This window comes from Streptomyces sp. NPDC086023, assembly GCF_044540325.1.
Taxonomy (GTDB): Bacteria; Actinomycetota; Actinomycetes; order Streptomycetales; family Streptomycetaceae; genus Streptomyces.
The window spans coordinates 61,308-85,723 of the sequence record NZ_JBITRX010000010.1 but is presented as its reverse complement, the minus strand read 5'-3'; the positions used below and the strand labels follow the sequence as shown (position 1 = coordinate 85,723).

Here is a 24,416-nt window from a genome sequence, read left to right as displayed (position 1 = left end):
GCGGCAGCGGCCGGCAGACGCGGAGGAAACCGATGACCTGGTGGGGAGCCCTGTTCGTCGCCACGTTCTGCGGCGCGGCCCTCTTCCTCGTGGAAATCGTGCCCCGCCTGCCGGGCCGACGCCCCGGCAACACAGGAGCAGCGCCACCGCCCCACGACGACGAGCACGCCCACGACGACCAGAAGGGAGCCTGCCCGTGAGGGCCTCTTCGACGATCCTCCGGAGCACCGCCCCGGCACTCCCCGCAGCCGACCCCGGCCTGCCCGGCCCCGGCCAGGCAGGAGTCGCCGCGCCGCAGCTCTCCCGCGCCCGCGGAACAGGTGCGGGTCCCGACCTGCCGATGCTCCTCACCCTCCGCAAGGAGCTGCGCTCGGGCGACTGGCGGCCCGGGACGGTGCGCACCCAGGCCGGCCTGCGGACCCGCTTCGGCGAGACCCAGCTCATGGCCACGGCCGTGACCCGTGTCCTGCGCGACGAGGGCCTGGTCGCGCTCGACGGGTTTCCCGGTGTGCGGGCCCTCGGGCCCGCAGGCCGACCGCCGCACCGCACCAGCACCGCGACCGACCTGGTCGTGGAGGCGATCCGGAAGCGGCTCACCGACCACACCTACCAGCCCGGCGAGCGAATGCCGTCCCAGCAGGCTCTCGCCATCGAGTTCGACACCTCACGGACGACGGTCCAGCTGGCCCTTGTCCAGCTGAGGCTGGAGGGCCTGCTGCGCCCGAACCAGACGTCCGAGACGCCCGGGACGTACGTCCTCGATCCCTCGCGGGAGGCCCGGGAGGCTCTTCTCCTGGCCGACCTGCGGGTGGCGATGCGCCGGGGCGGGTGGACGCGGGCGGAGTACCCCGACGTCGTCGAGCGCGCGCTGCACGTTCTCGTCGGCTCCGCCGCACGAGCGGGGGGTGAGCCGTGACCGACGTCTTCACCGTGCTCGTCACCCTGCTGACGCTCGGCCTGGCCGGGTTGAGCGTCCGGCTCAGGCAGAAGAAGCCCGCGGCGGCCGTCCCGGGCGGGCGGAACGGGTTTCCGTCCTGCGCCGGCTTCCTCGTCCTGGTGCTGCTGCTCATCGCCTCCACGGCGGTGGTCGAGCACGCCCCCTGGCCCCAGCCCTCTGCCTCGCCGAAGGAGTCCCCGTGAGCGAGTGGACCCAAGAGCCCGTGACCGAGCCCGTCTACGACCGGGCCGATCCGCAGAGCGGGCGCGCGCTGGTGAACTTCCACCTGCGCGAGCTGGGGATCGGCGAGAGCAAGCTCGTCAGAACCGGCGCCGACGGCCAGCGCTTCTGCCGGCACGTACTGCCCCAGGGGCTGGGGGTGTGCCGCGCCCACGTGCTCACCGAGGCCGCGTGGCCCGAGGGCGCGGAGCTGTGCGTGACGGTGGACTGGGCGCCGGACGCCGCGCTGCGCCGCGACGGCTGGACGGGCCGGGTGCCGGCCGGGGCGGACGCCCACTGGCGTGAGCGGATCGCCGCGACCGCCCGAGCCCTGGAGTCCCTCGGGTACGTCGTGGAGCCGAGCCGGTTCCGGTGCTCGCCCCGCTGCCACGCCGGTGCCGAGCTGCTCGTCTACCGGATGCCCGCGGGCGTGCCGCCGAGGCAGGAGCCGACGGCCTGGGCGCTGTCGGAGCCCGTTCCCCCGCACTTCCAGCGACTCGGCTGGTATCCCGACCGCTCGCCGCAGGAGATCGTGCGCGACGCCCTGCTTGAGGCCGGGCTCGGCCTTTTCCGGCGGGAGCCGTCCCCCTTCGGCCAGGTCGCCGTCCGTGACATCACCCAGACGGTGTGGCCGCCCGAGGCCGACCGCTGTACCTGGCTGACCTGGTGGCCGGCCGCCGCCTTCGCCCGCGCCCCGGGCACCGGGCTGGCGCCCGCCGGTGCGGAGGAGCGCTGGCGCGAGTGCCTCGGCCGCCTGCAGCAGGCCCTGACCGGCGCCGGCCTCGTCGTCCGTTCCCGGGCACGCCCCTGGAACCCGGACACCGACGAGACCGCCGACGTCCTCGTCTACCGCGCCGCCTCCCCGTTCTCGACTTCGGAGTGACCGTGTTCTTTCTGCCTCTCCGCCGACCGGCGGACCCGGCCGTCGTACGGACGGCGACCATGCTGACAGCCGACATCGACGCACTGCGGCCGGTGACCGGCCGGCGCACCGACTGGCCGGCGGAGGCCATCGAGGGTGCCTTCCGCCGCGTCTACACCTCGACGCAGCCGTGGCTCAGCCTGGCCCGGACCCGGCGCGACACGACGGACTCGCCGGCCGACCGGGCCCGGTGGGACGTGTGGATCGCGGCGCTCACCCCGCCCGAGCACTCCGTCCGGGGCACCTACGCCCAGGCATGCGTCCTCGTCGCCCAGGGCCGGGAGATGCTGCGGGCGCTGCGCGAGACGCTCGCCCCCTGTCCCTCGGTCGGGTCGGTCGCCAAGGAGATCGAACAGCTCATCCAGACAGGGGACCTGGCGCCCGCCGCCCGGATTCCCCGCAGATCGCTGGCCAGGCGCCTTCGGGTGCCGGCCGTGTACATCGACCTGGCGCTCGCGGACCTGGCCGAAAGGAAGCTGGTGGAGATCCGCGCCAGCGGGAGCGCCGTCGTCCTGGACGCCGGTGCCCGCGCGAGTGCTCCCGGTCTCCAGCAGAGCCCCGCCATAGACGAGACCTCGGCGGGAGCGGCATGACCGCCCTCACGCCCTCGCTCGTCACGGCTTCTCTGCCGCCCCTGGAACGGCAGGTCCTGGAGCTGATCGCCGACGGCCACAGGGACCCGGAGGTGGTGGCCCGGCTCGGGCTGGGCACCGTCGCGCGCGTGCGGTACCGGCTCAACCAGATCGCCCGGCATTTCGGTCTGGAGGCCGTGGTCCGGCCGCAGCTCGTCCACCACGGCTACGCCTGCGGCGCGGTGCCACCGCCCCCTCTGCTCCACCCGCTCCTCCTCGACGCGGACGCGTTCGACCTGATCCGGGCGCTCGCCGCCGGCAAGACCCTCACCGCCTACGCACGCCGACGAGGAACGACCTCCTACCAGGCCACTTACCTGCTGGAGAGGACCTCCGCCAGGCTCAAGGCCACGACGCGGCCTTCGCTGATCCGGCACGCCTGGCAGCGGCAGATCCTCGGCAACACCCCGTTCGCCGCCGACCTCGCCGCCCTGCACGCCCAGCGCCCGCGCCTGCCGGAGACCGGGCGAGGGCTGATCGTGCCCCTGCTCAGCGGCTACCGCCTGGCGGCCCCGGCCACCGGGCGCTCCCCCACCCGGCACCTCGACATCGCCGACGGCGAGGAAGCGCTCGTCGCCGCCCGCTTCCTCGCCGACCGCGAGGGCTACGCCCCCCTGTGGATCGTGAAGCCCTCGCAGCCCGGCTTGCCGTACCGCGTGAGCTGGGGCCGGCGGGACGCGGCGGCCCAGCCGCGGCACGGCTTCGCCGCCGACCCGGTCCTCGGCCCCGATCACCTCCGGTCCGCCTGACCCCCGGCCGCGTCCGGCCTCGCTCGCCTCCGTCCCCTTCCCTGCTCCTTCTCGTTCAAGGACTGCCTCATGTGCCAGCACCAACCCGCCTGTCCATCCGCTGTATCCTCCGACCGGGAGGCGGCCAAGCCGGTCGCGAGCCACCCCGAGCAGGGCTGGACCCTGCTGTGCAACGGTGTCCTGCTCTTCGAGGACACCGGCGAGCTGCTGCCCGACGGCCGGATCATCGCCCCGCACCGCCCCACGACGGCGGTGGCCGCGTGACCGCCCTCCCCTACATCCCCCGCCAGCACACCGCCGGCCCCGCCCCCGCCGCCGGCCCGCGGATCGAGGACCACGGGCAGCTGGGCGACCAGAAGGGCAGCGCCCTGGTCCGCCGGGACGGCTCCGTCGTCTGGCTGTGCATGCCGCGCTTCGACTCCCCCGCCGTCTTCGCGAGCCTCCTGGGCACCGAGGAGCACGGCTTCTGGCAGATCGCGCCCGCCTGCCTCATGGACGGCACCGCCGTCCCGGGGTCGGGCCGCCGGTACGTGGGCGACTCCCTTGTCCTTGAGACCACGTGGGCCTGCGACACCGGCACAGCGGTCGTCCGCGACTTCATGGTGCCCGGCGGCGGGTCTCCGCGCCTGGTGCGGATCGTGACCGGCGTGACCGGGGCAGTGGCCATGCGGTCGCTGCTGCGGGCCCGCCCGGACTACGGACGCACCGTGCCCCGGATCGCTGCCTTCGACCGGCGGCACGCCATCGACCTCCCCCAGGGCGAAGACGCCCGGCTGTGGCTCGACGCCGACGCCCGCGTACGCGCCGAAGGCGCCGACCTCGTCTCGGACTTCACCGTCACCGCGGGCGAGACGGTCGCCTTCGGGCTCTCCTGGCGGGAGGGCGTCGACAGCCCGCCGCCCGTCCCCGTCGACGACGCCCTGCTGGCCTTCACCCTCGACTTCTGGGAGGCGTGGGCGGCCCGCTGCACCTACACCGGCCCGGACCGCGAGGCGGTCGTCCGCTCCCTGCTCACCCTGGGCGCCCTGATCTACGCCCCGACGGGCGCGATCGTGGCCGCCCCGACCACCTCCCTGCCGGAGGAGATCGGCGGCACCCGCAACTTCGACTACCGCTTCGGCTGGCTGCGCGACGGCGCCTTCGCCGCCGGCACTCTTCGCCGGTACGGCTACCTGCGCGAGGCGGTCTCCTGGGCGATGTGGGCGGCGCAGGCCGCCGCCCGCGCCGGCCGCCTGCAGATCATGTTCGGCGTCGGCGGCGAGACGGAGCTTCCCGAGCGGGAACTGGACTGGCTGCCGGGGTACGAGGGATCGAAGCCGGTCCGTATCGGCAACGCCGCCGCGGGCCAGCTCCAGGTCGACGTCTACGGCGACCTCGCCATGGAGCTCCACGAGCTCGCCCTGGCGGACGGCAGCTGGGCCCGGCGTCTCGGTGCTCTCGTCGTCGCCCTCGCCACCGAGCTGGAGCAGGTCTGGCACCGGCCGGATTCGGGCATCTGGGAGATGCGCGGGCCCGAACAGCACTTCACCCACTCCAAGATGATGGCCTGGGCGACCGTCGACCGGGCCGTCCGCACCATCGAGGCCGGCCACGCCGACGGCCCGCTGGACCGGTTCCGGGCGCTGCGCGACAAGATCCACGCCGAGGTGTACGAGCACGGCTACGACTCCGACCTCGGCTCCTTCACCCAGTCCTACGGGTCGCGCAAGGTGGACGCCTCGCTCCTGCACGGCCTGCTCTCCGGCTTCCTGCCCGCCGACGACAAGCGGTTCATCGGCACCGTCGAGGCGGTCCAGCGCGAGCTGGGCACCGACGACGGGTTCCTCCTGCGCTACCGGACCCACGCCGGCGAGGTCGGACCCGACGGATTCGCCGGTGAAGAGGGCCGGTTCCTGATCTGCACCGGGTGGCTGTCCGAGGCCCTCGCCGCAATCGGCCGGCCCGACGACGCCCGCACCGCCCTGGCCAGCCTGCTCGCCGTCCGCAACGGGCTCGGCCTGCTCGCCGAGGAGTACGACCCCGCCACCGGCCGCCAGCTCGGCAACTTCCCGCAGGCGTTCAGCCACATCGCCCACCTCGACGCGACCGCCGAAATCACGGCCCTCGACGCCTGCAGCATCCCCGAGCCGGCGGGAGCGGAGTCGTGACGACCAGGACCCGACCGCGTCCGGTGCTGAGCCGCTGGGACCTGCCGCACTGGATGCCGGACAGCAGCCAGACCCTGCCCGTCCGCTGCGGCGAGGACTTCACCGCGATCCGCGTCCCGGCCGACCTCGCCCGCCCGGCGCTGACCGCGCTGGGGCCGCGCACCGGCCCCGTCCTCGCCAACAAAACCACGAAGACCTGGCACTTCCTCCTGCCGTCCCACTCCGTCCTCCCGGACGACTGGCCCCCCGGCGTGCGGGTCATGCCGAAGGGCAGGTCCATAGGCATCCCCCCGCTGACCACGACCGGCGGCCTGGACGTCCACTGGGCCGTGCCCCCCGGCCTGGGCTCCACCTCGCCCGCCGACCTGCACCGCGTGCTGCACGACCCCCGGCTCCTGACCGCCAGCGGTGCTCCCGCGCCAGCCGAACCGCCGGACACCGCGGCGGCGCCGGTCCGCGCAGCCGCCCCGTCCACGCCGCGCCCGCTCACCCCGGCCCAGCGGGACGTCGGACGGCTGCTGCTCACCGGGGCGTCGGACGCGCAGATCGCCGAGGAGCTGGGCCTGCCAGTCGGGATCGTCCGCCGGCACCTGACCTCGATCGGCCGCCGCTTCGGCGCCCCGACCGCCGCCCGCAGGGCCGCCGCCCTGCTCGCGGGCGGCCACGTCTCTCCGCCTCCGGTGCCGATGCTCGCCCCGGACCTCGCCGAGACCGACCTCACCGTCCTGCGCGTCCTCGCCGGCCTCGCCACGGACGACGACCTTCCCGACGAACTGCGGCCCGCCGGCCCGTTCCTCGACCGCGTCGACAAGCTGCGTGAGCGGTGCGGCGCCCGCAGCGACCCGCACCTCATCGCCCTGGCCGCCTTCTGGGAACTCCTTCCCGGCATCCACCCCGCTCCCGGAAAGGAGCAACTGCCATGATCCGCAAGGCACGCTTACCCGTTCCAGCCCTCAGAGGCGGGTGGTCCGCCCTCGATCTCCTCGAAACCGTGCCCGGCCTCATGCTCCTCGGCATGAACGCCGCCGGTCTCGCCCTGACCGGAAGCCTGATCGCCGACGAGATCGGCAGCCCCCGCGGGCTCGCCGCCGCGTCCGTGCCGGACCTGGAGCCGCACGCCGAAGAGCAGCCGCAGCACGACGCGGCCAACGCCACGGCAGACACCAGCACCAGCACCAGCACCAGCACCAGCACCAGCACCAGCACCAGCACCTACCGCTACCAGCCCGACGCGCTGGGGCCCGCCCGCCAGGACCTCCCGCTGACCCACGGCACTCTGCGCGGGGAGGGCTGGTCGTGACCCCCGACCCGCTCGCCCGCTACATCGGCGACCGGCCGCCCACCCTGGACGAACTGGACCAGGAGCTGCGGAAGACCGCCGCCGAGCACCCCGCGCTCTGCGCCTTGTCCGAGATCGGCCGCTCCCGCGAGGGCAGGCCCATGACCATGCTGACCGTCCAGGGCGGCCCCAAGCACGTCCTCGTCCTCGGCGCCCCACACCCGAACGAGCCCATCGGTCTGACCGTGGTCACCACGCTGGCCCGGTACCTCACCGAGCACCCCCAGGCACGGGAAGACGTCTCCTGGCACCTCGTGGGATGCGCCGACCCCGACGGCGTCGCCGCCAACGAGCACTGGTGGGCCTCGACGTGGCCACCGACGCTGGAGGACTACCACCGCGGCCTGTACCGGCCCCAGGCCCGCTGCCAGCCCGAGTGGACCTTCCCCACCCCCTCGTTCGACGCGACCCTGCCGGAGACCCGTGCCCTCATGAGGGTGATCGACAACGTACGGCCAGCGCTGACCGTCTCTCTCCACGGCAGCGACTCCGGCGGCGTGTGGGCGATGGCCTCCCGCGCCGAACCCGCCCTCCCCAAGATCATGGGAGACCTGGCGGCCCGGTACGGCCTGCGCGTCGAGCAGACCCCGTCGGACTGCATCGCTCTGCCCTCCTTCGGGCCAGGCGCCTACCTCCTGGCGCCTCCCGCCGCCACCGAGCCGGACGCCTCTCACGGCGGGGGCGACGACCGCGAGTGGGAGCCGGCCGGATCCAGCAGCGCCCATTACACCGCCCGGCACGGCGGCCTCGGCCTCTTCCCGGAGGTCCCGATGTGGGACTCCACCCCCATCCAGCTCTCCCCCCAGGAAGCCGTCGACGTCCTCAAAGACGCCCGCTGCGTTCTCGGCGACCTCATCACCGAGCTTGCAGCGGCTTCGGAAGAAGAGACCGTGTTCCTGGCCTCCGCGAAGGAGGTCCGCTCGATCACCCCCCTGATGATCCGGCAGATCCAGGAGAACCCCGAGGCCGGCCGCGACCAGGACCTCGTCCTCCTCGTCCCGGCGCGCGCCGCGGGCATGCTCCTGCGGCACGCCGACCAGCTCCTCGCCGGCGCCCCGGACCACGACCAGCTCCAAGCCCTGCGCGCGAAGACCGAGGCCGTCCTCATCGCCTGGTGTCACCGGGCGGAAAAGGCCCTCCGGCCCCGGCCCGTGCCGCTGTCGTGTACGGCCGGCTACCAGGCGGACATGGTCCTGTCCCTGGCCGGCCTGCACCCGGCAGCGTCCGCCGCAACGCCAGGCCCGAAGGTGCGCGATGACCGCTGACGGGTCTCTCCTGGCCGACCGTCGCCGCGCCCAGGGCATCCACGGACAGATCATCGTCCCTCTGGCCCAGCCGACCAGATCGATGCTGCCCCGGGTCCGTTCCCCCCGGCGGCAGGGGGCTGCGTACGTCGGACGCCTATGCGGCGGTGCCGTCCGTCCGAACCGGAGCGGGCAGGGCCCTCAGGCGCTCGGCCAGTTCGGCGCCCGCACCGGTCGTTGCCGGGTCGAGGATTCGGGTAAGGCGGGCAAGACGGCTGCGGGCAGTGGCTCGCAGCCTCGCGGGCGGAATGAGGTCCAGGACGTTCAACGCGCGGCCAGCTGCTGCCTCGGGAGCGTCGTGGGCTTCGGCGAGGGCGAGCACGAGGGTGGCCGCCACCCATCCCGGGGTGTGCTCGGGGGCTGCCGCGATGGATGTGCGGGCTACGCCGGCGGCCCGGTCGTAGCGCTCCAGGGTGAGGTGAGCTTCGGCGACGTGGAGGCGGTGCTCGGCACGGTCGTATCCGAAGCGGCCTGGGATTTCGACGGCAGTCCGCATGATCTCGTCGCTCTCGCTAACGACGTCGTCCGCGCGGGAGGCGTCCCCCAGTGCGGCAAGGGTGGGCAGCAGGGCCCAGCCCAGGAGCTGGGCGCGGCGCAGGCCGGCGGGCGCGTGCTGGAGGCCGTGCTCGGCGTGTCCGCGGGCGTGGTCCCAGTCGCGTCGGGAGGTGGCGACCATGGCCAGGGCTCCGCTGGACCAGGCGGTGAGTGCCGTCTCGCCGGTGGACTTGCCGATGGCTCCCGCCAGGGTCAGGTGAGCGCGGGCGCCGGCGCGGTCGTCGAGGTGGTAGGCGAGGTTTCCGAGGAGCGCGGAGAGCCAGCCGACTTGCCGGTGCAGGCCGCGGGCGGTGTCCCGGTCGGCTGCGGCGACCACGGTGGACAGCAGGTTGCGGGTAGCTCGGACCTCGTCGTGGAGGGTGGACGGCGGGTGCTTGCTGTAGTTGAGGGCGTAGTGCTCCACTGCGGCCTCGGCCAGGGCGACGAGCGACGGCGAGCCCTCGGGCGCGTCCAGGAGGGCCCACTGCACGGATTCACGGATGGCGGGCAGCCCGCTCTCGGTCGTCATGGATGCCTTTCGGTCGATGCCCTGTTCCTCACGCTGCCGCCGACCGTAGTCGAGCGGCAACGGAGCCGCGCACGTACTGCACCACAGGTGGTTCGTGGCGAGCCCGAGCTGGTCCGGGCGCGCCCCGTATGCCCGGGAGATCATGATCCTGTACTCGTCGCCGGGCTGCGCCTGCCCATGCTCGTACCGGCACAGCAGAGCCTGCGACAAGGCCGGCGGCAGCAGGTCGTCCGCCAGGTAGACCTGAGCGACCTCGCGGATCGCCTGGGCTCGGGACCATCCCAGAGCCAGGCGCCATGCCTCCAGCGCCGTGAGTTCGGGAATTTCGGCCCGGAGCACGGTGACGGTGCGCTCCTGGCTGTCGCCGTCTCGCTGGCACTGGGCCCGCAGCCGGGTCGCTTCCCGCTGGATCTCCGCCCGCCGCGCTCGCGATACCTTCCCCACCGTCCGCCCCCTCGTCGCCCTGCCACGCCCTCACCCCTCGGGATGCGGACGGGCTTTGACCGAAGCAGTCAATGTTCCTACAGCACACGGTCAATGACTGTCCCTCAGCACGAGGCGCATCGTAGGAGCCAGCGCTCCAACTGCCCTGAGCGACACCAGTTCGCCGGACCGCCCCATGGCCGCAGGCGGATCGTATGGGCCGCGCTCGTCGGGACGCGTTCGCCGGCCGCGCGGGGACCGCCGGCGCCCCAGGAATCCGTACCGGAACTGGCGACTCCCGAGCGAGGCGCCGAAGAGGGCCGCAGACGCCCTCGCTCCCTCCGTCACGAGAAAGGGACTCCCGTGGAGACTGCCCCTGTTCCCCTGCCCACCGGCAGGTTCACGATCAGCAAGACGTTCGACTTCGAGGCCGGTCACCGCCTCGCCAGCCTCCCGCCCGAGCACAAGTGCTCCCGGCAGCACGGCCACACCTACCAGGTCGAGGTCGTGCTCTCCTCGGCCTCCCTCCAGGGGCCGGGCTTCGTGACGGACTTCGGTGACCTCGCCCCCTTCAAGCGGTACCTCGACAGCGAGCTCGACCACCGCAACCTGCACGAGGTCCTCGACTTCGAGCCGACGTCCGAGCTGCTGGCGCAGTACCTGGCGGGCTGGTTCCTCGCGAACATGCCGCCGGGGATCGCAGGGCAGCTGGCCGCCGTCCGCGTCCGCGAGACCCAGCGGAGCTGGGCCCGGTTCGAGGTGGCCGCCCCGTGACCGGCGCCGCGGCAACCCTGAGCGGGCCTCTGGGACAGCTGATCGTCGCCGAGCGCTTCGGTGTCGAAGTGCCCACCTTCCAGGGCGAGGGTCCGAGCTGCGGCCACCCGGCGATCTTCATCCGCCTGTCGCGCTGCAACCTCAGCTGTACGGCGTGCGACACGAAGGAGACGTGGGACTGGAGCCAGTTCAACCCGACGGAGGTCTCGACGCGGCAGTCCGTGCCGAACCTCCTGGCGTGGGTGAAGCCGTCGCCGGTCGAGCTCGTGGTCATCACGGGCGGCGAGCCGCTGCTCCAGCAGCGAAACCTGATTCCCCTGGTCCAGCGGCTGCTGGAGGAGGGCCGACGGGTCGAGTTCGAGACCAACGGCACGGTCATGCCCGACCCCGCCCTGCTGATCTCCGGCGTCCGGTTCAACGTATCGCCGAAGCTGGCGAGCTTCGGGATGGACGAGGCCAAGAGCATCGTGCCGTCCGTACTCGGGGCGTTCGCCGCCTCCGGACAGGCCGCGTTCAAGTTCGTCGCCTCCTCCGTCGCCGACGTCGACCGGATCGCCGAGCTGGTGGACCGGCACGGGCTCGCGCCGGTGTGGGTGATGCCGGAGGGCACCACCGTCGAGGCGATCACGTCGACGACCCGGGTACTGGCGGACGCGGTCGCCTCCAGGCACTGGCACCTCACCACCAGGCTCCACGTCCTGGCCTTCGCCGATCCCAAGGGCCGCTGACCGGGCAACCAGGTTGCCCGGCCCTCCTCTTCTCCTGCGAAAGCGAGATCCACATGACGAGTACCACCGTCGCCCCGCCGGCGCTGGCCGTACCCCGCCAGCCCGGGCGCGGCATCGACACCGACCGGGTCGCCGACCTCATCAGCCAGCTGCTGGTCGAGCTGGGCGAGGACCCGCAGCGGGACGGTCTGGCCGAGACGCCGAAGCGTGTCGCTGCCTGGTGGAACGAATTCCTCTCCCCGGGCAACGCGCCGGCGGCCACCCGCTTCACCGAGCCGCAGTTGACCAGCCAGCTGGTCGTGGTGGGCGGCATGAGCGTCTGGTCCCTCTGCGAGCACCACATGATCCCCATGAACCTGCAGGTCGTAGTCGGCTACCTGGCGGAGGGCGAGGTGGTGGGGCTGTCCAAGTTCGGCCGCGTCGCCCAGCACTTCGCCGGCCGACTGCAGGTCCAGGAGCGCTACACCCGCGAGGTCGCCGAGCACCTCGCTGGTGTGATCGGCCGCGAGGACATCGCGGTCGCCGTACGGGGCCTTCACCTGTGCATGAGCATGCGCGGGGTGCGGATGGAGGACGCCCGCACCACGACCCTGCACTCCGGCGGGCGCTTCACCACGGACCCGATCCTCAGCCAGCAGTTCCTCCACCTCGCGACCAACCAGTTGAACGCCACCTGACACCAGCGAGCGGACCTAGAAGGAGGTGTAAGCCATGAGCGCATCCCCCGCGCCGGCGCCCGAGGAGGCCGACCAGGCGGGCCCGCTGTACCTGACCTGGGACGACATCGGGCTCGCGACGACGGCGCTCGCCCAGCAGACCCTGGCCGCCGGTGTGCCGCAGGCCGTGGTGGGGATCGTGCGCGGCGGCCTGATCCCCGCCGTGTGGATCGCCCACCGGCTCGGCGTCCACGACGTCCGGACGATCGAGGTCACCCGCACCACCAGCGACGCCGTCAACGCCGCCAAGACCCCCCTGCCGACGGTCCGGACCCCGGCGTCGCTCGGCAACCTCACGGGCCTGGACGTGCTGCTCGTCGACGACATCGCCGGCAGCGGCACCACCCTCGCCCACACGGCCCAGATGCTGCGCGACCTCGGACCCGCCCGGGTGCGTACCGCGGTCCTCGCCGTGAACCGAGCCAACTGGCCCGCGGGGTCCGAACCCCACGACCGGATCGACCACATCGCCCGACTGACGACCACCTGGGTCGTCTTCCCCTGGGAGGAACAGCATGACCAGCGCTGACCTGGACGAGCAGTACCGCACGAGGCCCGGCACCCCGATGATCGGCCCGTACAGCACCAACCAGATGGACGACTTCTACGCCGCCCTCGCCCGCGGCGAGGCCAAGCCGTCCGGTCTGATGAACCTGATGCAGCACCTCATCGCCGCCGAGGGGTGCGCGGAGGGCGCGAACGTGCTCGACGTGTGCTGCGGACGCGGGCTGGCCCTCCCGCTGCTGCACCGGTACGCGCCGAAGATCGGCCGTTACGTCGGCCTCGACATCAGCTCGGCCAACCTCACCGAGGCCCGTGCGCGGCTGATCGAGCTGCGCAAGGAGTACGGCGTCCTGTTCCCGCTCGAATTCGTCGAGTGCGACGTGTCCGAGCCGTGGCCGCAGCTGCCGCCGTTCGACGTCGCGATCTACACCTCCGCGCTGGAGCACCTGCCGTACGAGCTCGGGGTGAAGAGCCTGGCCGCCACCGGCGCCGCGCTCGCCCCGGGCGGGGTGCTGTACCTGTCGACCCCGCAGGCGTTCGGTCCGCCGCCGCGTCCGCTGCAGTACCGCGTCCACGTCTACGAGTGGACGTGCGAGGAGGTCGTGAGCGCCGTCGAGGCGGCTGGCCTGGTCGTGGAGGACGTGATGGGCCTGCTGCCGCCCGAACCGGACGAGGTCGCCGCCGAGCTCGCCAAGCGGTACGGGACCGACGCGGTCGACTGGTACCGCGACCTGGCTGCCCGGGTGCCGAAGGCGCTGCTGGACACGGTGTCCTCCGTGATGGTGCCCGACCGGGCGACCGAGCTGCTCTTCGTGTGCCGGAGGCCGGCATGACCGCCCTGACGGTTCCCGGGCCCCGTCAGGCGGCCGGGGAGGAGCGGGGCCGACCGCTGTGGGTGAGCGTGGAGGGCATCAACGGGGTCGGGAAGACCACCGCCGCCCGTGCCGCGGCCGCCGCCCTGGGTGCGCGGTGTCTGCTGCTGGACGAGCTGACCGACCAGGCCGCCGACACGCTGCCCGGCCGGGTGATCACGGCCCTCTCGGCGGCGGAGGACGTCTGTCTGCGGACCGGGCACCCGGTCGTGGAGACGCTTGCGCTGCTGGCGCTGAAGTTCCGGGAGGTCGAGCGCCTCACGCCCGAGCTGCTGGCCGGCGTCGACGTGATCGTCGAGGACCGGGGCGTGGACAGCGTGGCTGTGTGCCAGGGGGCGATCCTGCACACCGAGCACCCGGCCACGCCCGCTCGGGCGGTGGCCGACCAGATCCTGGCCACCGCCCGCCGCTGGCGCCCGATGCCGGACGCCACCCTCCTGCTGACGGGCGACCGGGAGACGTGCGTGGCTCGGTTCGCCGCCCGGATCGGCCGTACCGTCCCGGCCGACGCCCGGGAGATCATCGAGCAGACCGAGCACCTCTACCGGGAGCTGGCCGCTGCCGAGCCGGGGCGGTACACGGTGATCGACGTGACTGGCTACGCCCCGGAGGAGACCGGGAAGGCGGTCGAGGACGCCGTCCGCGCGATCGTGGAGCGCCGGGAGGTACACCGTGCCTCGTGACATCACTCTGCTGTGGGCGTTGCGCTCCCCGTGCTCGTTCGCCTGCCCGCACTGCTACTTCGGGGAGCTGGAGGAGCACAAGAAGGCCCTTCCCGACGGACTCGGCGTGCTGTCCCACATCCCCGTCCGTGACCTCGACCGCACCGTGCTGGAGGCGTTCGCGCGGACGCTGGCCGACTCGCCGGTCGAGCGGGTCGTCCTCGCCGGCGGCGAGCCGCTGGACTGGCTGCCCACCCTCAGTCTGATCAAGACGATCAAGGATGCCGGGTGTGAGGTCGTGGTGGCGACCAACGGCGTGCCGCTGAACCGGCCCGGTATCGCCCGGCGGCTCGTCGACCTCGGCGTCGATGGGGTCTCGGTGTCCCTGGACAGCGCGGATGCGGCTACGAACGACCGGCTGCGGCCCTCGCGGTCCGGGCGGGTCGGGCACCGCGAGGTCCTGGCCGGCATCCGCACCCTGCTCGACGAGCGAGACTCCGGTCCGGGGCCCCGGGTCGGCATCTACACCGTGGTCATGCGCGACCGCCCTCAGGAGATCACCGACGTCGCCCGGCTCGCAGCGGAGATCGGCGTCGACTATTACGTGCCGCAGCCCATCTCCCTCCCGGCCGACCACAAGCTCTTCACCGAGCGCTGTCACACCGCCGCAGATGTGCCCGCCGTCGAGGACCAGCTGCGTCGCCTCCAGGAGGACCCACGCGGGCTCACCCTCCCCGGCCCCTCCTACACGCGGCAGTTCCTCGCCTCGATCGCCACCCAGGACAGCGGTCGGGTCGAGGACTGCTTCGGCGGGGCGCAGTTGTTCTTCATCCAGCCCGACGGGTCGCTGTGGGACTGCCCCTCCGACCGCCGGATCGCCGCCACCGCCGCCTCCGAACAGCGCAGCATCGTCGGCGCCGACGCGAGGACCCTGTTCACCGACCGCCCGGCGTGCACGGACTGCTCGCACTTCTCCAGGGACTGCGTGAACATGGGCCCGCTCGTGCTCGGCATGCCGCGCCTCCTCGCCCGGGAGGCAACGTGACCGCCCTGCCACCGGTCCCCGCGGCAGGAAGTCTGGGCGAGGGCATGCTGGCCGCGCTGGCCGGCATGCCTGACCCCGCCGGGGCGTTGTTCGCTGATCGGTTCGAGCAGGACCTCACCGAGAGGTTCACCAGCCGGCACGCGGTCGCGGTGTCCTCCGGTACGACGGCGCTGCACGCCGCGTTGTCCGCCGTCGGAGTCGGGCCGGGCGACGAAGTCCTGGTACCGGCCCTGACCGTCGTCATGACCGCCGCGCCGCTCGCCCAGCTCGGCGCGACGCCGGTCTTCGTCGACAGCGACCCCGACACCCTCGACCTGGACTTCGACGACGCCGCCGCGAAGGTGACGGCCCGGACGAAGGCGATCGTCCCGGTCCACCTGTGGGGCAGGATGGGCGACCCAGTCGGCCTCCGCTCGTTCGCCGCGGAGCACGGGCTGGCCGTGGTCGAGGACGCCGCCCAGGCCGCCGGTTCGTCGCGCGGCGGCGTTCCGGCAGGCGCGGTCGGCGATGCCGGGTGTTTCAGCATGAAGGACGGCAAGATCCTCTGGAGCGGGGAGGGCGGGTACGTCCTGACCGACGGCTCGGCTCTCGCCTCCCATGTCCGGGCCTTCCGCAGCCACTGGCTGACGCCCCCTCCCGGTGGCCGCCCTCAAGAACGGCTCGCGGTCAACGGGCGCCTGGCCGAGCCGCTCGCGGCACTCGCGCAGGCCAACCTGCGCAGGTTCCCGGACCTGCTGGAGCGCCGCCGCACCCAAACCGGGTACCTGCTCCAGGCGCTGGCCGGTGTCCGAGGTCTCACGCCGCTGACGCCGGCGAAGGACGAGGTGTGGAACCACTACGCCCCGCTCCTGCACATCCGCCTGCCGGAGCGACGGGCCTTCGCCGAGCACCTCGCCCGGCAGGGAGTGCCGAGCTCCACCGGCACCTTCCGGCTCGTGCCCTGCGACACCCGGCCCATGTTCGCCGCCAGCGACCGGACTCCGTGCCGCGGGACCGCCCAGATCCTCGACCGCACCCTCGCCCTCGTTCTCACCGAGCGCGACGACGAAACGGTCCTCGACCGCTACGCCGCCGTCATCACCCGGGAGGCCGCCGCATGGTGCCCATGACCGGCGCCCCGAACCGATCCGCCGGCGGCGTTCCCGTCGGCGGCCCGCCGTCCTTGTCTGCGAACGGAAACTGCATGACCACCACACGCTCCCTGTGCAGCCGTGGCCCGCTGATCTCCGCCGAGGGCCTCAACGGCGTCGGCAAGACCTACCTCACCAACCGCGCCGTCGAAGCCATCGAGACGAAGCCGCTGATGCTGGACGAGTTCTCCCAGCGGGCGAACGGACGCCCGGGCCTGGGCGAAAAACTCCTCCAGTCCCTGCGCGAGGCCAGCGCCGGGGACCCGTTCCTGCGTGGCGGCACCCCAATGGCCGAGGCTCTGCTCCTCATGGCCATCAAGCGGCACGACCTCGACACCGTCCTGCCCGACCTGGCCCGCGGGCAGACCGTCGTCGAAGGCCGCAGCGTGGACACCACCGCCGTCTGCCAGGCGCTGCTGCTGCACCCCGACGACCCGGACGCCGCGCTGAAGACGGCGGTCGACCTCCTGGGCCTCGCCGCCTCCTACCGGCCACTGCCCGACCTCACGATCCTCGTCACCGACGACGCCTCAAAGGCCCTGGAGCGTGCGCAGCGGCGTGACCGGTGCGTCTTCACCGACGAGCAGGCGGAGTTCATGCGCAAGGCGTGCGTGCTCTTCGAGCGTCTCGCCGCCACCGACCCGGCCCGTTACCGCGTCGTGGACCGGCGCCACGTCGACGAGTACGAGGCGGCCGGCCTGATCCGGCAGTGGATCGAGAGCGCCGGCGGCGAGCTCGCGTGTCTGGTGGAGCCGTGGCAGGGGCCGGGCGCGGGCTGCATGTGCTGCGGGCAGCCCACGAAGGCCGAGGCGGCATGAGCACCGCCGCCCGTCTGCCGCTCTGCCCGGCCGACCGGTCCGCAGGGATCCAGTGCTCCCCGGCGGTCCCAGACGGGGTGGAGGCTCTGATCCTCGACTTCGACGGCGTCCTAGCCGACACCGTCGGCCGGCACGAGGAGGCGCTGCGCGCGGCCCTGCAGCCGTACGGTGTCGACCTGGACTCCGGCTGGTACGGCCGGCACGTCGGCCTGTCCATCCGCGACCTCCTGGCGGCGCTGCCCGGCGCCCGGTCGCTGCGCCACGACGAGATCGTCCAGCGCAGCCGCGGTCATCTGCTGGCCTCCGTGCACACGATCACGCCGATCCCGTGCGTCGTGGAGCTGCTGGAGCAGGCCCGGCGTGCCGGGGTGCCGTGCGCCGTGGCGTCGGGCGCCAGCCGACTGCTCGTCGACCCGGGGCTCGACGCACTGGGCCTGAACGAGGCGTTCGCGGCCGTGGTCCGGCGTGAGGACGTCGTCCACGGCAAGCCGGATCCCGAGCTGTTCCTCACCGCCGCCCGCCGCCTGGGCGTCGCGCCGGACCGCTGCCTGGCGGTCGACGACGCTCCCGACGGCATCGCCTCCGCCCGCGCCGCCGGCATGCAGGTGATCACGGTGGCCGGCGGCCACCTGACGCCCGTCGGCGAACAGGCGGCGCAGCCCGTCGCATCACGCCTGCAGACCGAGCCCATCCGATGACGGCACGACGTCGTCCGACCCCGGGAGCATGATGCCCGTCCTGCACTCGACCAAGAACCTGCACGTCATCGAGGAGCCGACCGCGACGCGTGAAGGCGTCGGCATTTTCGAGTACACCGACCACTACACCGTCTTCCACTACGGACGGATGCCGGATCCGATCCCCGGCAAGGGCGAGGCGACCTGCCGGATGGCCGCCTTCAACTTCGCGCTGCTGGAGGAGGCCGGAGTGCGGACGCACTTCCGCCGGTTCATCGCACCGAACCGGATGGAGTTCACCCTCGCACGTCTTCCGGAGCAGGTCCGCCGGCCCCTCACGCCCGCTCGCGGCGGCTACCTGCTGCCCCTGCAGGTGCTCTTCCGCAACGAGCTCCCGCCGGGCAGCTCCGTCCACCGGCGCCTCGCCGCCGGCGACCTCACCCCGGCCGACGTCGGTCTCGCCGCGGTCCCCGCGGTCGGCGCGAAGCTGGAGCGACCGCTCATCGAGTACGCGACGACCCGGGACGACGTGAACCGCTTCATCACCCCCGGCGAGGCCCAGCGCCTCGCGGGTCTGGACGACGAGCAGTTCGCGGCCCTGCGGGAGATCACCTGGAAGGTCAACGCGGTGCTGACCGACCATGCCGCCGAGGTCGGGCTGAGCCACTGCGATGGCAAGGCCGAGTACCTGGTGACCAGCGACCAGCAGCTGGTGCTCGCCGACAGCCCCGGCACGCCGGACGAGAGCCGCCTGATGTTCGCCGGTGTCCACTGCGGCAAGCAGATCCTGCGCGACTGGTACGTCAACACGGGCAACGAGGTGCCGGTCAGCAGGCTGATCGCCGCCGGTGTTCCCAGGAACCGGTGGCCGCAGCCCGCGCCGCTGCCGCCCGAGTACGTGGCGGTGATGACGGACCTCTATCAGTCCCTGAGCGAGACCTGGACGGGAGAGCGGCGCTGGAGTGCACCGGATCTGGAGACCGCGACCCGGGCCGTCACCGACCTCGTCGGCCGATGACCGCTCGCCCCGGCGGCCGGAACCCCAGCCGTCTCCTCACCGCAGCCGCAGGTCAGGGCAGCACGGGACGTACGCGAAGGGAGAACTCATGGGCGGCTTGACCCAAGACCCCGCCTTCCGAGCCACGACGTTCGTCGTCATCGACTTCGAGACGACGACCCCCACCGGCTACCCGGCCCAGCCCATCGAGGTCGCCGCGCTCGCCCTGCGGTTCGAGGACGGCGCGTGGACGGAGACTGGGCGATACACGTCCCTGATCCGGCCGCCCGAGTTCGCCCCCGTGACCCCGGCGGACACCGCTCAGACCGGGCTGACCGCCGAGCAGCTCCAGCAGGCTCCCACCCCGGCCGAAGCACTGGGGGCGCTGGACCAGCGGCTCACGGCCGGCACCCCGTATTTGCTGGTGGCCCAGCACGCGGCCACCGAGGCGAACGTCCTCCACAACCAGGCCGAACACAGCCCGACGCTGGCCAGGACGGACCTCCTCGACACGATCCCGCTGGCCAAACGCCTGATCCCGAACCTGCCGAACTACAAACTCGACACGCTGCTAGCCCACTTCGGCATCCCGCAACCCACGGACCGGCACCGCGCCCCGGCCGACGTGGATGTCACCGCGAAGGTCTTCCTGCACCTCATCAGCGCCGCAGACGAAGACCCGCGGGTCGCCAGCCTCGCGGCACTGGTGAGGACCGCCGGCCGCACCGCCAAGGCCAACCTCCCTGTGCAGGCCGGTCTCTTCGACGTCTGACCCCCTCGGCGCACGACCGCCGTACGACCGATCCGAGAAAGGACGTGCTCGATCCGATGATGAAGGAAGAGCGGGAACTCGCCGAAGTGCCCTTCTGGTTCGACCCGTTGTGCCCCTGGGCGTGGGTGACCTCCCGATGGCTCCTGGAGGTGGAGACGGTCCGGCCCGTACGCGCGGACTGGCGGATCATGTCGCTGGCCTACCTCAACCTGGAACAGCGTGAGGGGAAGGGGCTCAGCGACGACTACCGCGCGCTGATGGAGAAGGCATGGGGCTCCGTGAGGGTCTGCGCGGCTGCCGCCGAGCACGCCGGCCAGGACGTCCTCGGCCCTCTGTACACCGCCATCGGCACCCGCCTGCACAACCAGCGGCGCCGCGAGGATCCCGCCGTGATCACGGAGGCGCTCGCCGAAACGTGCCTGCCCGCCTCGCTGGCCTCCGCCGCGACGAGCACGGAGTTCGACCGCCTCATCAAGGACTCGCACAACGAGGCGTTCGACGAGGTGGGCCTCGATGTCGGGACCCCCGTTCTCCGGGTCGCCGGCACAACCCTGTTCGGCCCGGTGCTCCGGCAGGTTCCCCGCGGCGAGGCCGCCGGCCAGCTCTGGGACGGCCTGCTCCACGTCGCGGCGACGGACGGGTTTTACGAGCTCAAACGGAGCCGGGACAGCAAGCCCTCCTTCGAGTGACCGAATCCGCACGCCTGCAGGAACGACACCCCGACCGCCCCCGAGCACGAAGGATGAAGCCCATGGTTCGGCAGCAAGGCGAGCAGGGCCGCCGGCGTGCCGACCAGCGCGTCCCGGGCACGAAAGCCCGGGACCAACGGCGCCTCGGGACAGACCCTCTAGGCCGGTGCGGTGACCGCTCGTCTGATGCGGTGTCCGACCAGGCGCTCGGCCACCTCCAGCGGGTACCAGCCGGCGCCGGCCACCTCGGACTCCTGGATGCGTCCGACGTCACCGCGGACCGTGGTGAAGGCGTATCCGATGTCCAGGTGGTAGTGCTCCGGCTCGTCCTTCTGCGGCCGGGCCGGCACCTTGCCGTACTCGACGTAGACGGGGGTCGGGGACACCACGGAGACCTGCCGGGGGTCCATGCCGGTCTCCTCGGTCAGCTCACGCACCGCCGCCTCGACCAAGGTGGTGTCGGTCGGCTCAAGGTGACCGCCTGGCTGAAGAGTGAGGCCATAGGCGAGGTGCTCGATGAGGAGGATCTCGGCGTCGTCGCGGACGAGCAGGGCACCGACGGTCACGTGCATGGGGAACCTGCTCCGCGAGGCGAAGTCCCGGCCTTCCGCCAGAAGCCGCAGAGGCTCCGACAGCTGCTCGGCTTCGTCCGGGTAGCGCTGCAAGTAGGCACCGAGAGCGTCCGAGATGTCGGAATCAGAGATTGCCACGATTCGACTCCAGCGAGGGGTACGTGCGGGGAGGGTCGCACTCTACAAGTCCGGCGGGGGCCGTGGTTCACCGCCGCGCCCGCCTTCACCATAAAGGGTTCGCCTTCGGCGTTTCGGCCAACCGCCTTACATAGAGGGCCCGTTGGGGGGCCTGGGTGGGTGCATTCTCCACGCTCCGACACGCGCCGAATCTCGGGGAACCAACGGCGTCCGAAAGACACCAGTTCGATATCCCGGCGGGGTCGTTGAGCTTCACGACCCGCGCCGGCCGACCGCTCAGGAGGAACCGCCGTTGACCTCGAAACCCATGAACGAGCAGCAGAACACGCCGCCTCCGCCGCCGCCGGCGGAGATCATCTACACCGGGCAGTACTCCATCAACCCGCTCGCCGAGGTGTCCTTCCGGCGGATGTGCGCGCAGATCCCCGCCGTCCTGGGCCGGATCGCGCGGCTGTCCTGGCGGATCGACCGGCGGGCCGTGCAGCTGCTTCTCGGCTGCCAGCTGGTCACTGGCGTCTCGGCCGCCGTGCTGCTGACGGCCACCGCCCGCGCCATGGAACCCGTGCTCGGAGCCGGGTCCGCCGGAGACCGCCTGCGGGGTGCCCTACCGGCGCTGCTCGTGGTGACGGTCGCCGCCGCCGTGGCTCGGACAGCGCGGGCGGTGGCTTCGTATGCGGGGCGGCGGATCACGCCGCGGTTGACGACGGAGATGGATTCGGCGCTGGTCGAGGCGGTGTGCCGAGTGGAGGCGGCTGCGTACGCGGAGGACGGTTTCTCCGATCGGCGTGAGGCGGCCGAGATGGGGGTGATGCGCACCCACGTGATGGTGGCCGACGCGCAGCAGTTCGTGTCGGCGGTGATCCGCATGGTCACCGCCGGAGGCGTGCTGTCGGTGCTGAACCCGCTGATGCTGCCGCTGCTGCTGCTCGCCGTGCTGCCAGCCGGTGTCGGGGCCGTGCTGAGCGCGCGGGTGGACTACGAGATCCACTACGGCAACATCGCAGATCGCAACGTACGCGGGATGATGCGCTGGTGGGCCACCGAGTCCAAGTACAGCGACGAGGTCCGCGCGAACTCCATGGTCGACTATCTCGTCTACTGGTACCGGGCCCTGTCGGACCGGTGCGATCGGCGCACCCTGGCCGCCGCGCCACGAACCCTGCGGATCGCTCTGTTGTCCGCGCTCGCCGGCGGCGTCTGCCTGGCGGCGACGTGGGGTGCGCTGGCGTGGCTGGCGGTCTCCGGCCGGATCGACCTCGCGGTCGCCGCGACGGCCGTGATCGCGGTGCAGACCATGCTCGCCGCCTTGACCCAGGTCGTCACCGGCGGCGCCGCGGTCTTCCACACCAGCCTGTACCTCGGCGACATGCAGAGCTTCCTCGACGAGGCCGCCGACCGCGCGCCCCAGCGGGGTCCTTGCCGTCTGGCCGCGCCGGTAGACGAGATCCGTCTGGAAGAGGTGGTCTACCAGTACCCGGGCAAGGACAAACCCGCCGTCGACGGCGTCTCGCTGACCCTGCGGCGCGGCCAGATCCTCGCGATCGTCGGGGCGAACGGTTCCGGGAAGAGCACCCTGACCCGGCTGCTGACCGGCATCTACCTGGCGGACAAGGGCACGGTCTCGTGGAACGGCACCGACCTCGCCGACGCCGACCCGGCCTCGGTCTGGCGCCTGACCGGCCTGGTGCCGCAGATCTTCGGGCAGTGGCCGCTGCGCCTGCGCGAGAACGTGACCCTCGGCCAGCCGCGCACCCACGACGACGCCCCGGTCTGGGAGGCCATCGACGCGGTCGGCCTGCGCGACGCCGTCGAAGACCTCCCCGCCGGTCTCGACACCCTCCTCGCCCGGGACCTGTGGGGCGGCACGGAACTCTCCGGCGGCCAGTGGCAACGCATCGCGTGTTCCAGGGCCCTGTACCGCCAGCCCGAACTGCTCATCCTCGACGAGCCCACCTCCCAGATGGACCCCCGGGGCGAACACCAGATCTTCGAACAGATCAAGGCCATCGCCGCCGACCGCATCACCATCGTGGTCACCCACCGCCTGGAAAACACCAAGATCGCCGACCACATCATCGTGATGGAGCACGGCCGGATCACCGAACAGGGCCGGTACGACGACCTCACCCACGGCGGCGGAACCTTCGCCGAACTCCTGGAACTCTCCCAGGACCGCTGACCGACCTCACCGCCCCCTGTCGCGCCCCGCCAGGCGGACAGGCCACATCAAGGAGGGCCCATGCCCCGTCCCCCGCCACCAGCGCCACCTGTGACTTGCGCTCCTCGTACGCGTCGCACCCGAGCGCGAGGTGCACGGCGTGAGGCCGGCTGGTCCGTCGCGCGGACCGCCGACCTCGACGTCCTGCACTGCTACGTCCTGCGCCCCTGAGCATCCGCCCGCGAACGAAAGGAAGTACCTCGTGCCGGACGTCGAGAAAACCATCGGCGAGATCTGGACCCTCTACGGCCGCCATCAGCTCAGCCGGACCTTCGACCTGCCGGAACTGGACGAATGGGCCTGGGATATGTCGCAGGCCGGGCCCGGAATCAGGGTGCTCGGCGAGGTCGCCGGCCTGCGCGTCCTGGACCTGGGATCCGGAGTTGGCCGACACGCAGCTCACCTGGCCGCCCTCGGCGCCGACGTCACCGCCGTCGACGCCTCCCCCACCCAGCACCAGCGCGCCCTCACCCGCTACCCCGACACCCCCGGCCTGCGTCTGGTGTGCGCCGACGCCGTCGACCACCTGCGGGAAGCCGACCCCTACGATCTGATCTACTCCGTCAGCGGCGTGCCCTTCGTGGATCCGCACCGCCTTCTGCCTGCCCTGGCCAACAGCCTCAGGCCCGGTGGCCGGCTTCTGTTCAGCGCGCTGCACACCAACTCGAACGGCGACGGCCCCTCCGGCTCCGTCACGGCCCGTCCCGAAATCCTGCGGCTCCCTGGCACGGACATTGAGCACCAGATGCACATGTGGGTCCTCGAACCGCAGCTGTGGGAGGACCTCCTCGTCGACCACGGCCTTGTCATGGAGACGGTCACGACGATCGACTCCCCGCAGCCCGACCAGCCCCTGTCGTACCGGCTATACGCGGCTCGCCGCCCGAAACGGATCCGCAGCCGGCCCCGGACATCGGCGTCGCCCGCGCCCCACGCGGCGCTGGGGGTCGGCATCATCGTGCACGGCCCGGATGGTGTCCTGCTGGGGCGCCACAGGCTCGGCACGTGGGAATTGCCCGGCGGATCGCTGGAGCCCGGCGAGACGTTCCTCAAGGCCGTGGTCCGAGAGCTCGCCGAGGAAACCGGGTTGATCGCGAATCCGGCCGACGTGCAGGTGCTCGGCACGCTTCTCGATCATGTGGGCGGCGTCCTCCGGCTCACGGTGCCCGCGCGGATCACCCGCTGGTCCGGCACACCACGGGAGCTGGAGGGAACGATCGGCTCGTGGCGGTTCTGGAGCCTCGACGCGCTGCCCCAGCCTCTCTTCGTGCCGAGCAGCCAGTGCCTGACGGCGTGGAAGCAGGAACTCCCCCTCGACCACCCGCCGGCCGACTTCCAGCCCTACAACACCCGCCTCGCTTAGTCCGAC

The 24,416-nt window shown here is 72.3% G+C and carries 28 protein-coding genes; 26 read left to right on the top strand and 2 right to left on the bottom strand.

All coding sequences use genetic code 11. The features are described 5' to 3' along the window. The first annotated feature begins 32 nt into the window (after window positions 1-32). From ACIF6F_RS20770 to ACIF6F_RS20720, 11 genes are all read left to right on the top strand, one after another. Window positions 33-200: a hypothetical protein gene (locus ACIF6F_RS20770; protein WP_399948557.1), complete on the top strand. Its 168-nt coding sequence runs from the start codon at window positions 33-35 to the stop codon at window positions 198-200. Further along, the gene (locus ACIF6F_RS20765; RefSeq protein WP_399948555.1) at window positions 197-916 is read left to right on the top strand and encodes a winged helix-turn-helix domain-containing protein; all 720 of its coding nucleotides are present in this window, start codon (window positions 197-199) and stop codon (window positions 914-916) included. The genes ACIF6F_RS20770 and ACIF6F_RS20765 overlap by 4 nt, the downstream gene beginning before the upstream one ends. Beyond that, window positions 913-1,140, top strand: a complete 228-nt coding sequence (locus tag ACIF6F_RS20760) for a hypothetical protein (protein WP_399948553.1) — start codon at window positions 913-915, stop codon at window positions 1,138-1,140. Before ACIF6F_RS20765 ends, ACIF6F_RS20760 begins: the two co-directional genes overlap by 4 nt. After that, entirely contained in the window at window positions 1,137-2,039 is a 903-nt protein-coding gene (locus ACIF6F_RS20755) for a hypothetical protein (protein WP_399948551.1), read from the top strand. The genes ACIF6F_RS20760 and ACIF6F_RS20755 overlap by 4 nt, the downstream gene beginning before the upstream one ends. Before the next feature lie 59 nt (window positions 2,040-2,098). Beyond that, window positions 2,099-2,671, top strand: a complete 573-nt coding sequence (locus ACIF6F_RS20750; RefSeq protein WP_399948549.1) for a hypothetical protein — start codon at window positions 2,099-2,101, stop codon at window positions 2,669-2,671. Further along, a complete protein-coding gene (locus ACIF6F_RS20745) occupies window positions 2,668-3,459 on the top strand; it encodes a hypothetical protein (RefSeq protein ID WP_399948547.1) in 792 nt (263 codons plus the stop codon). Before ACIF6F_RS20750 ends, ACIF6F_RS20745 begins: the two co-directional genes overlap by 4 nt. Window positions 3,460-3,528: 69 nt before the next feature. Then, on the top strand, window positions 3,529-3,723 hold the full coding sequence (locus tag ACIF6F_RS20740) for a DUF5999 family protein (RefSeq protein ID WP_017236920.1): 195 nt from the start codon (window positions 3,529-3,531) through the stop codon (window positions 3,721-3,723). Between the two features lie 14 nt (window positions 3,724-3,737). Further along, window positions 3,738-5,606 (top strand): glycoside hydrolase family 15 protein, encoded by a 1,869-nt coding sequence (locus ACIF6F_RS20735; RefSeq protein ID WP_399948976.1) that lies wholly within the window; start codon window positions 3,738-3,740, stop codon window positions 5,604-5,606. Then, a complete protein-coding gene (locus tag ACIF6F_RS20730) occupies window positions 5,603-6,529 on the top strand; it encodes a helix-turn-helix transcriptional regulator (RefSeq protein WP_399948544.1) in 927 nt (308 codons plus the stop codon). The genes ACIF6F_RS20735 and ACIF6F_RS20730 overlap by 4 nt, the downstream gene beginning before the upstream one ends. Further along, the gene (locus ACIF6F_RS20725; protein WP_399948542.1) at window positions 6,526-6,906 is read left to right on the top strand and encodes a hypothetical protein; all 381 of its coding nucleotides are present in this window, start codon (window positions 6,526-6,528) and stop codon (window positions 6,904-6,906) included. Before ACIF6F_RS20730 ends, ACIF6F_RS20725 begins: the two co-directional genes overlap by 4 nt. After that, on the top strand, window positions 6,903-8,210 hold the full coding sequence (locus tag ACIF6F_RS20720) for a M14 family zinc carboxypeptidase (RefSeq protein ID WP_399948540.1): 1,308 nt from the start codon (window positions 6,903-6,905) through the stop codon (window positions 8,208-8,210). The genes ACIF6F_RS20725 and ACIF6F_RS20720 overlap by 4 nt, the downstream gene beginning before the upstream one ends. A 136-nt stretch (window positions 8,211-8,346) precedes the next feature. Here the strand turns inward: ACIF6F_RS20720 and ACIF6F_RS20715 are convergent, their stop codons facing one another. Continuing rightward, window positions 8,347-9,756 (bottom strand): Twin-arginine translocation pathway signal, encoded by a 1,410-nt coding sequence (locus tag ACIF6F_RS20715; RefSeq protein ID WP_399948538.1) that lies wholly within the window; start codon window positions 9,754-9,756, stop codon window positions 8,347-8,349. Between the two features lie 342 nt (window positions 9,757-10,098). On the opposite strand from ACIF6F_RS20715, the gene ACIF6F_RS20710 reads away from it, so the two are divergent. From ACIF6F_RS20710 to ACIF6F_RS20650, 13 genes are all read left to right on the top strand, one after another. Further along, window positions 10,099-10,509, top strand: a complete 411-nt coding sequence (locus ACIF6F_RS20710) for a 6-carboxytetrahydropterin synthase (RefSeq protein ID WP_043224529.1) — start codon at window positions 10,099-10,101, stop codon at window positions 10,507-10,509. After that, window positions 10,506-11,237, top strand: a complete 732-nt coding sequence (locus ACIF6F_RS20705; RefSeq protein WP_399948536.1) for a 7-carboxy-7-deazaguanine synthase QueE — start codon at window positions 10,506-10,508, stop codon at window positions 11,235-11,237. The genes ACIF6F_RS20710 and ACIF6F_RS20705 overlap by 4 nt, the downstream gene beginning before the upstream one ends. 53 nt (window positions 11,238-11,290) lie before the next feature. After that, window positions 11,291-11,914 carry a GTP cyclohydrolase I gene (gene folE, locus ACIF6F_RS20700; RefSeq protein ID WP_399948534.1) on the top strand — a complete coding sequence of 208 codons (624 nt, stop codon included), beginning with the start codon at window positions 11,291-11,293 and terminating at the stop codon, window positions 11,912-11,914. 34 nt (window positions 11,915-11,948) lie between these two features. Beyond that, window positions 11,949-12,482, top strand: a complete 534-nt coding sequence (locus ACIF6F_RS20695) for a phosphoribosyltransferase (protein ID WP_399948532.1) — start codon at window positions 11,949-11,951, stop codon at window positions 12,480-12,482. Beyond that, window positions 12,469-13,290 (top strand): class I SAM-dependent methyltransferase, encoded by an 822-nt coding sequence (locus ACIF6F_RS20690; RefSeq protein WP_399948530.1) that lies wholly within the window; start codon window positions 12,469-12,471, stop codon window positions 13,288-13,290. The genes ACIF6F_RS20695 and ACIF6F_RS20690 overlap by 14 nt, the downstream gene beginning before the upstream one ends. Then, a complete protein-coding gene (locus ACIF6F_RS20685; RefSeq protein WP_399948528.1) occupies window positions 13,287-14,012 on the top strand; it encodes a thymidylate kinase in 726 nt (241 codons plus the stop codon). The genes ACIF6F_RS20690 and ACIF6F_RS20685 overlap by 4 nt, the downstream gene beginning before the upstream one ends. Then, a complete protein-coding gene (locus ACIF6F_RS20680) occupies window positions 14,002-15,036 on the top strand; it encodes a radical SAM protein (protein WP_399948526.1) in 1,035 nt (344 codons plus the stop codon). The genes ACIF6F_RS20685 and ACIF6F_RS20680 overlap by 11 nt, the downstream gene beginning before the upstream one ends. Further along, window positions 15,033-16,145, top strand: a complete 1,113-nt coding sequence (locus ACIF6F_RS20675; protein ID WP_399948524.1) for a DegT/DnrJ/EryC1/StrS family aminotransferase — start codon at window positions 15,033-15,035, stop codon at window positions 16,143-16,145. Before ACIF6F_RS20680 ends, ACIF6F_RS20675 begins: the two co-directional genes overlap by 4 nt. A 74-nt stretch (window positions 16,146-16,219) precedes the next feature. Continuing rightward, window positions 16,220-16,984, top strand: a complete 765-nt coding sequence (locus ACIF6F_RS20670) for a thymidylate kinase (RefSeq protein WP_399948522.1) — start codon at window positions 16,220-16,222, stop codon at window positions 16,982-16,984. Next, a complete protein-coding gene (locus ACIF6F_RS20665; RefSeq protein WP_399948520.1) occupies window positions 16,981-17,682 on the top strand; it encodes an HAD family hydrolase in 702 nt (233 codons plus the stop codon). Before ACIF6F_RS20670 ends, ACIF6F_RS20665 begins: the two co-directional genes overlap by 4 nt. A gap of 28 nt (window positions 17,683-17,710) precedes the next feature. Continuing rightward, window positions 17,711-18,679: a phosphoribosylaminoimidazolesuccinocarboxamide synthase gene (locus ACIF6F_RS20660; protein WP_399948518.1), complete on the top strand. Its 969-nt coding sequence runs from the start codon at window positions 17,711-17,713 to the stop codon at window positions 18,677-18,679. Between the two features lie 88 nt (window positions 18,680-18,767). After that, window positions 18,768-19,430 (top strand): PolC-type DNA polymerase III, encoded by a 663-nt coding sequence (locus ACIF6F_RS20655; protein ID WP_399948516.1) that lies wholly within the window; start codon window positions 18,768-18,770, stop codon window positions 19,428-19,430. Between the two features lie 59 nt (window positions 19,431-19,489). After that, complete coding sequence (locus ACIF6F_RS20650) at window positions 19,490-20,119, top strand: disulfide bond formation protein DsbA (RefSeq protein WP_399948974.1); 630 nt, start codon at window positions 19,490-19,492, stop codon at window positions 20,117-20,119. A gap of 158 nt (window positions 20,120-20,277) precedes the next feature. Here the strand turns inward: ACIF6F_RS20650 and ACIF6F_RS20645 are convergent, their stop codons facing one another. Beyond that, complete coding sequence (locus ACIF6F_RS20645) at window positions 20,278-20,829, bottom strand: NUDIX hydrolase (RefSeq protein ID WP_399948514.1); 552 nt, start codon at window positions 20,827-20,829, stop codon at window positions 20,278-20,280. Between the two features lie 307 nt (window positions 20,830-21,136). Between ACIF6F_RS20645 and ACIF6F_RS20640 the strand changes: the two genes are divergently transcribed. Together ACIF6F_RS20640 and ACIF6F_RS20635 are read left to right on the top strand one after the other, a co-directional pair. After that, window positions 21,137-23,008, top strand: a complete 1,872-nt coding sequence (locus tag ACIF6F_RS20640) for an ATP-binding cassette domain-containing protein (protein ID WP_399948972.1) — start codon at window positions 21,137-21,139, stop codon at window positions 23,006-23,008. A 241-nt stretch (window positions 23,009-23,249) separates the two neighbouring features. Then, complete coding sequence (locus ACIF6F_RS20635) at window positions 23,250-24,410, top strand: NUDIX domain-containing protein (protein ID WP_399948512.1); 1,161 nt, start codon at window positions 23,250-23,252, stop codon at window positions 24,408-24,410. The last annotated feature ends 6 nt before the right edge of the window (window positions 24,411-24,416 follow it).

Coding starts and splice junctions, on each gene's coding strand:
- ACIF6F_RS20770 (WP_399948557.1), top strand. CDS start 33: ATGACCTGGTGGGGAGCCCTGTTCGTCGCCACGTTCTGCGGCGCGGCC.
- ACIF6F_RS20750 (WP_399948549.1), top strand. CDS start 2,099: ATGCTGACAGCCGACATCGACGCACTGCGGCCGGTGACCGGCCGGCGC.
- ACIF6F_RS20745 (WP_399948547.1), top strand. CDS start 2,668: ATGACCGCCCTCACGCCCTCGCTCGTCACGGCTTCTCTGCCGCCCCTG.
- ACIF6F_RS20740 (WP_017236920.1), top strand. CDS start 3,529: ATGTGCCAGCACCAACCCGCCTGTCCATCCGCTGTATCCTCCGACCGG.
- ACIF6F_RS20725 (WP_399948542.1), top strand. CDS start 6,526: ATGATCCGCAAGGCACGCTTACCCGTTCCAGCCCTCAGAGGCGGGTGG.
- folE (WP_399948534.1), top strand. CDS start 11,291: ATGACGAGTACCACCGTCGCCCCGCCGGCGCTGGCCGTACCCCGCCAG.
- ACIF6F_RS20695 (WP_399948532.1), top strand. CDS start 11,949: ATGAGCGCATCCCCCGCGCCGGCGCCCGAGGAGGCCGACCAGGCGGGC.
- ACIF6F_RS20690 (WP_399948530.1), top strand. CDS start 12,469: ATGACCAGCGCTGACCTGGACGAGCAGTACCGCACGAGGCCCGGCACC.
- ACIF6F_RS20685 (WP_399948528.1), top strand. CDS start 13,287: ATGACCGCCCTGACGGTTCCCGGGCCCCGTCAGGCGGCCGGGGAGGAG.
- ACIF6F_RS20670 (WP_399948522.1), top strand. CDS start 16,220: ATGACCACCACACGCTCCCTGTGCAGCCGTGGCCCGCTGATCTCCGCC.
- ACIF6F_RS20665 (WP_399948520.1), top strand. CDS start 16,981: ATGAGCACCGCCGCCCGTCTGCCGCTCTGCCCGGCCGACCGGTCCGCA.
- ACIF6F_RS20660 (WP_399948518.1), top strand. CDS start 17,711: ATGATGCCCGTCCTGCACTCGACCAAGAACCTGCACGTCATCGAGGAG.
- ACIF6F_RS20655 (WP_399948516.1), top strand. CDS start 18,768: ATGGGCGGCTTGACCCAAGACCCCGCCTTCCGAGCCACGACGTTCGTC.
- ACIF6F_RS20650 (WP_399948974.1), top strand. CDS start 19,490: ATGAAGGAAGAGCGGGAACTCGCCGAAGTGCCCTTCTGGTTCGACCCG.
- ACIF6F_RS20640 (WP_399948972.1), top strand. CDS start 21,137: ATGAACGAGCAGCAGAACACGCCGCCTCCGCCGCCGCCGGCGGAGATC.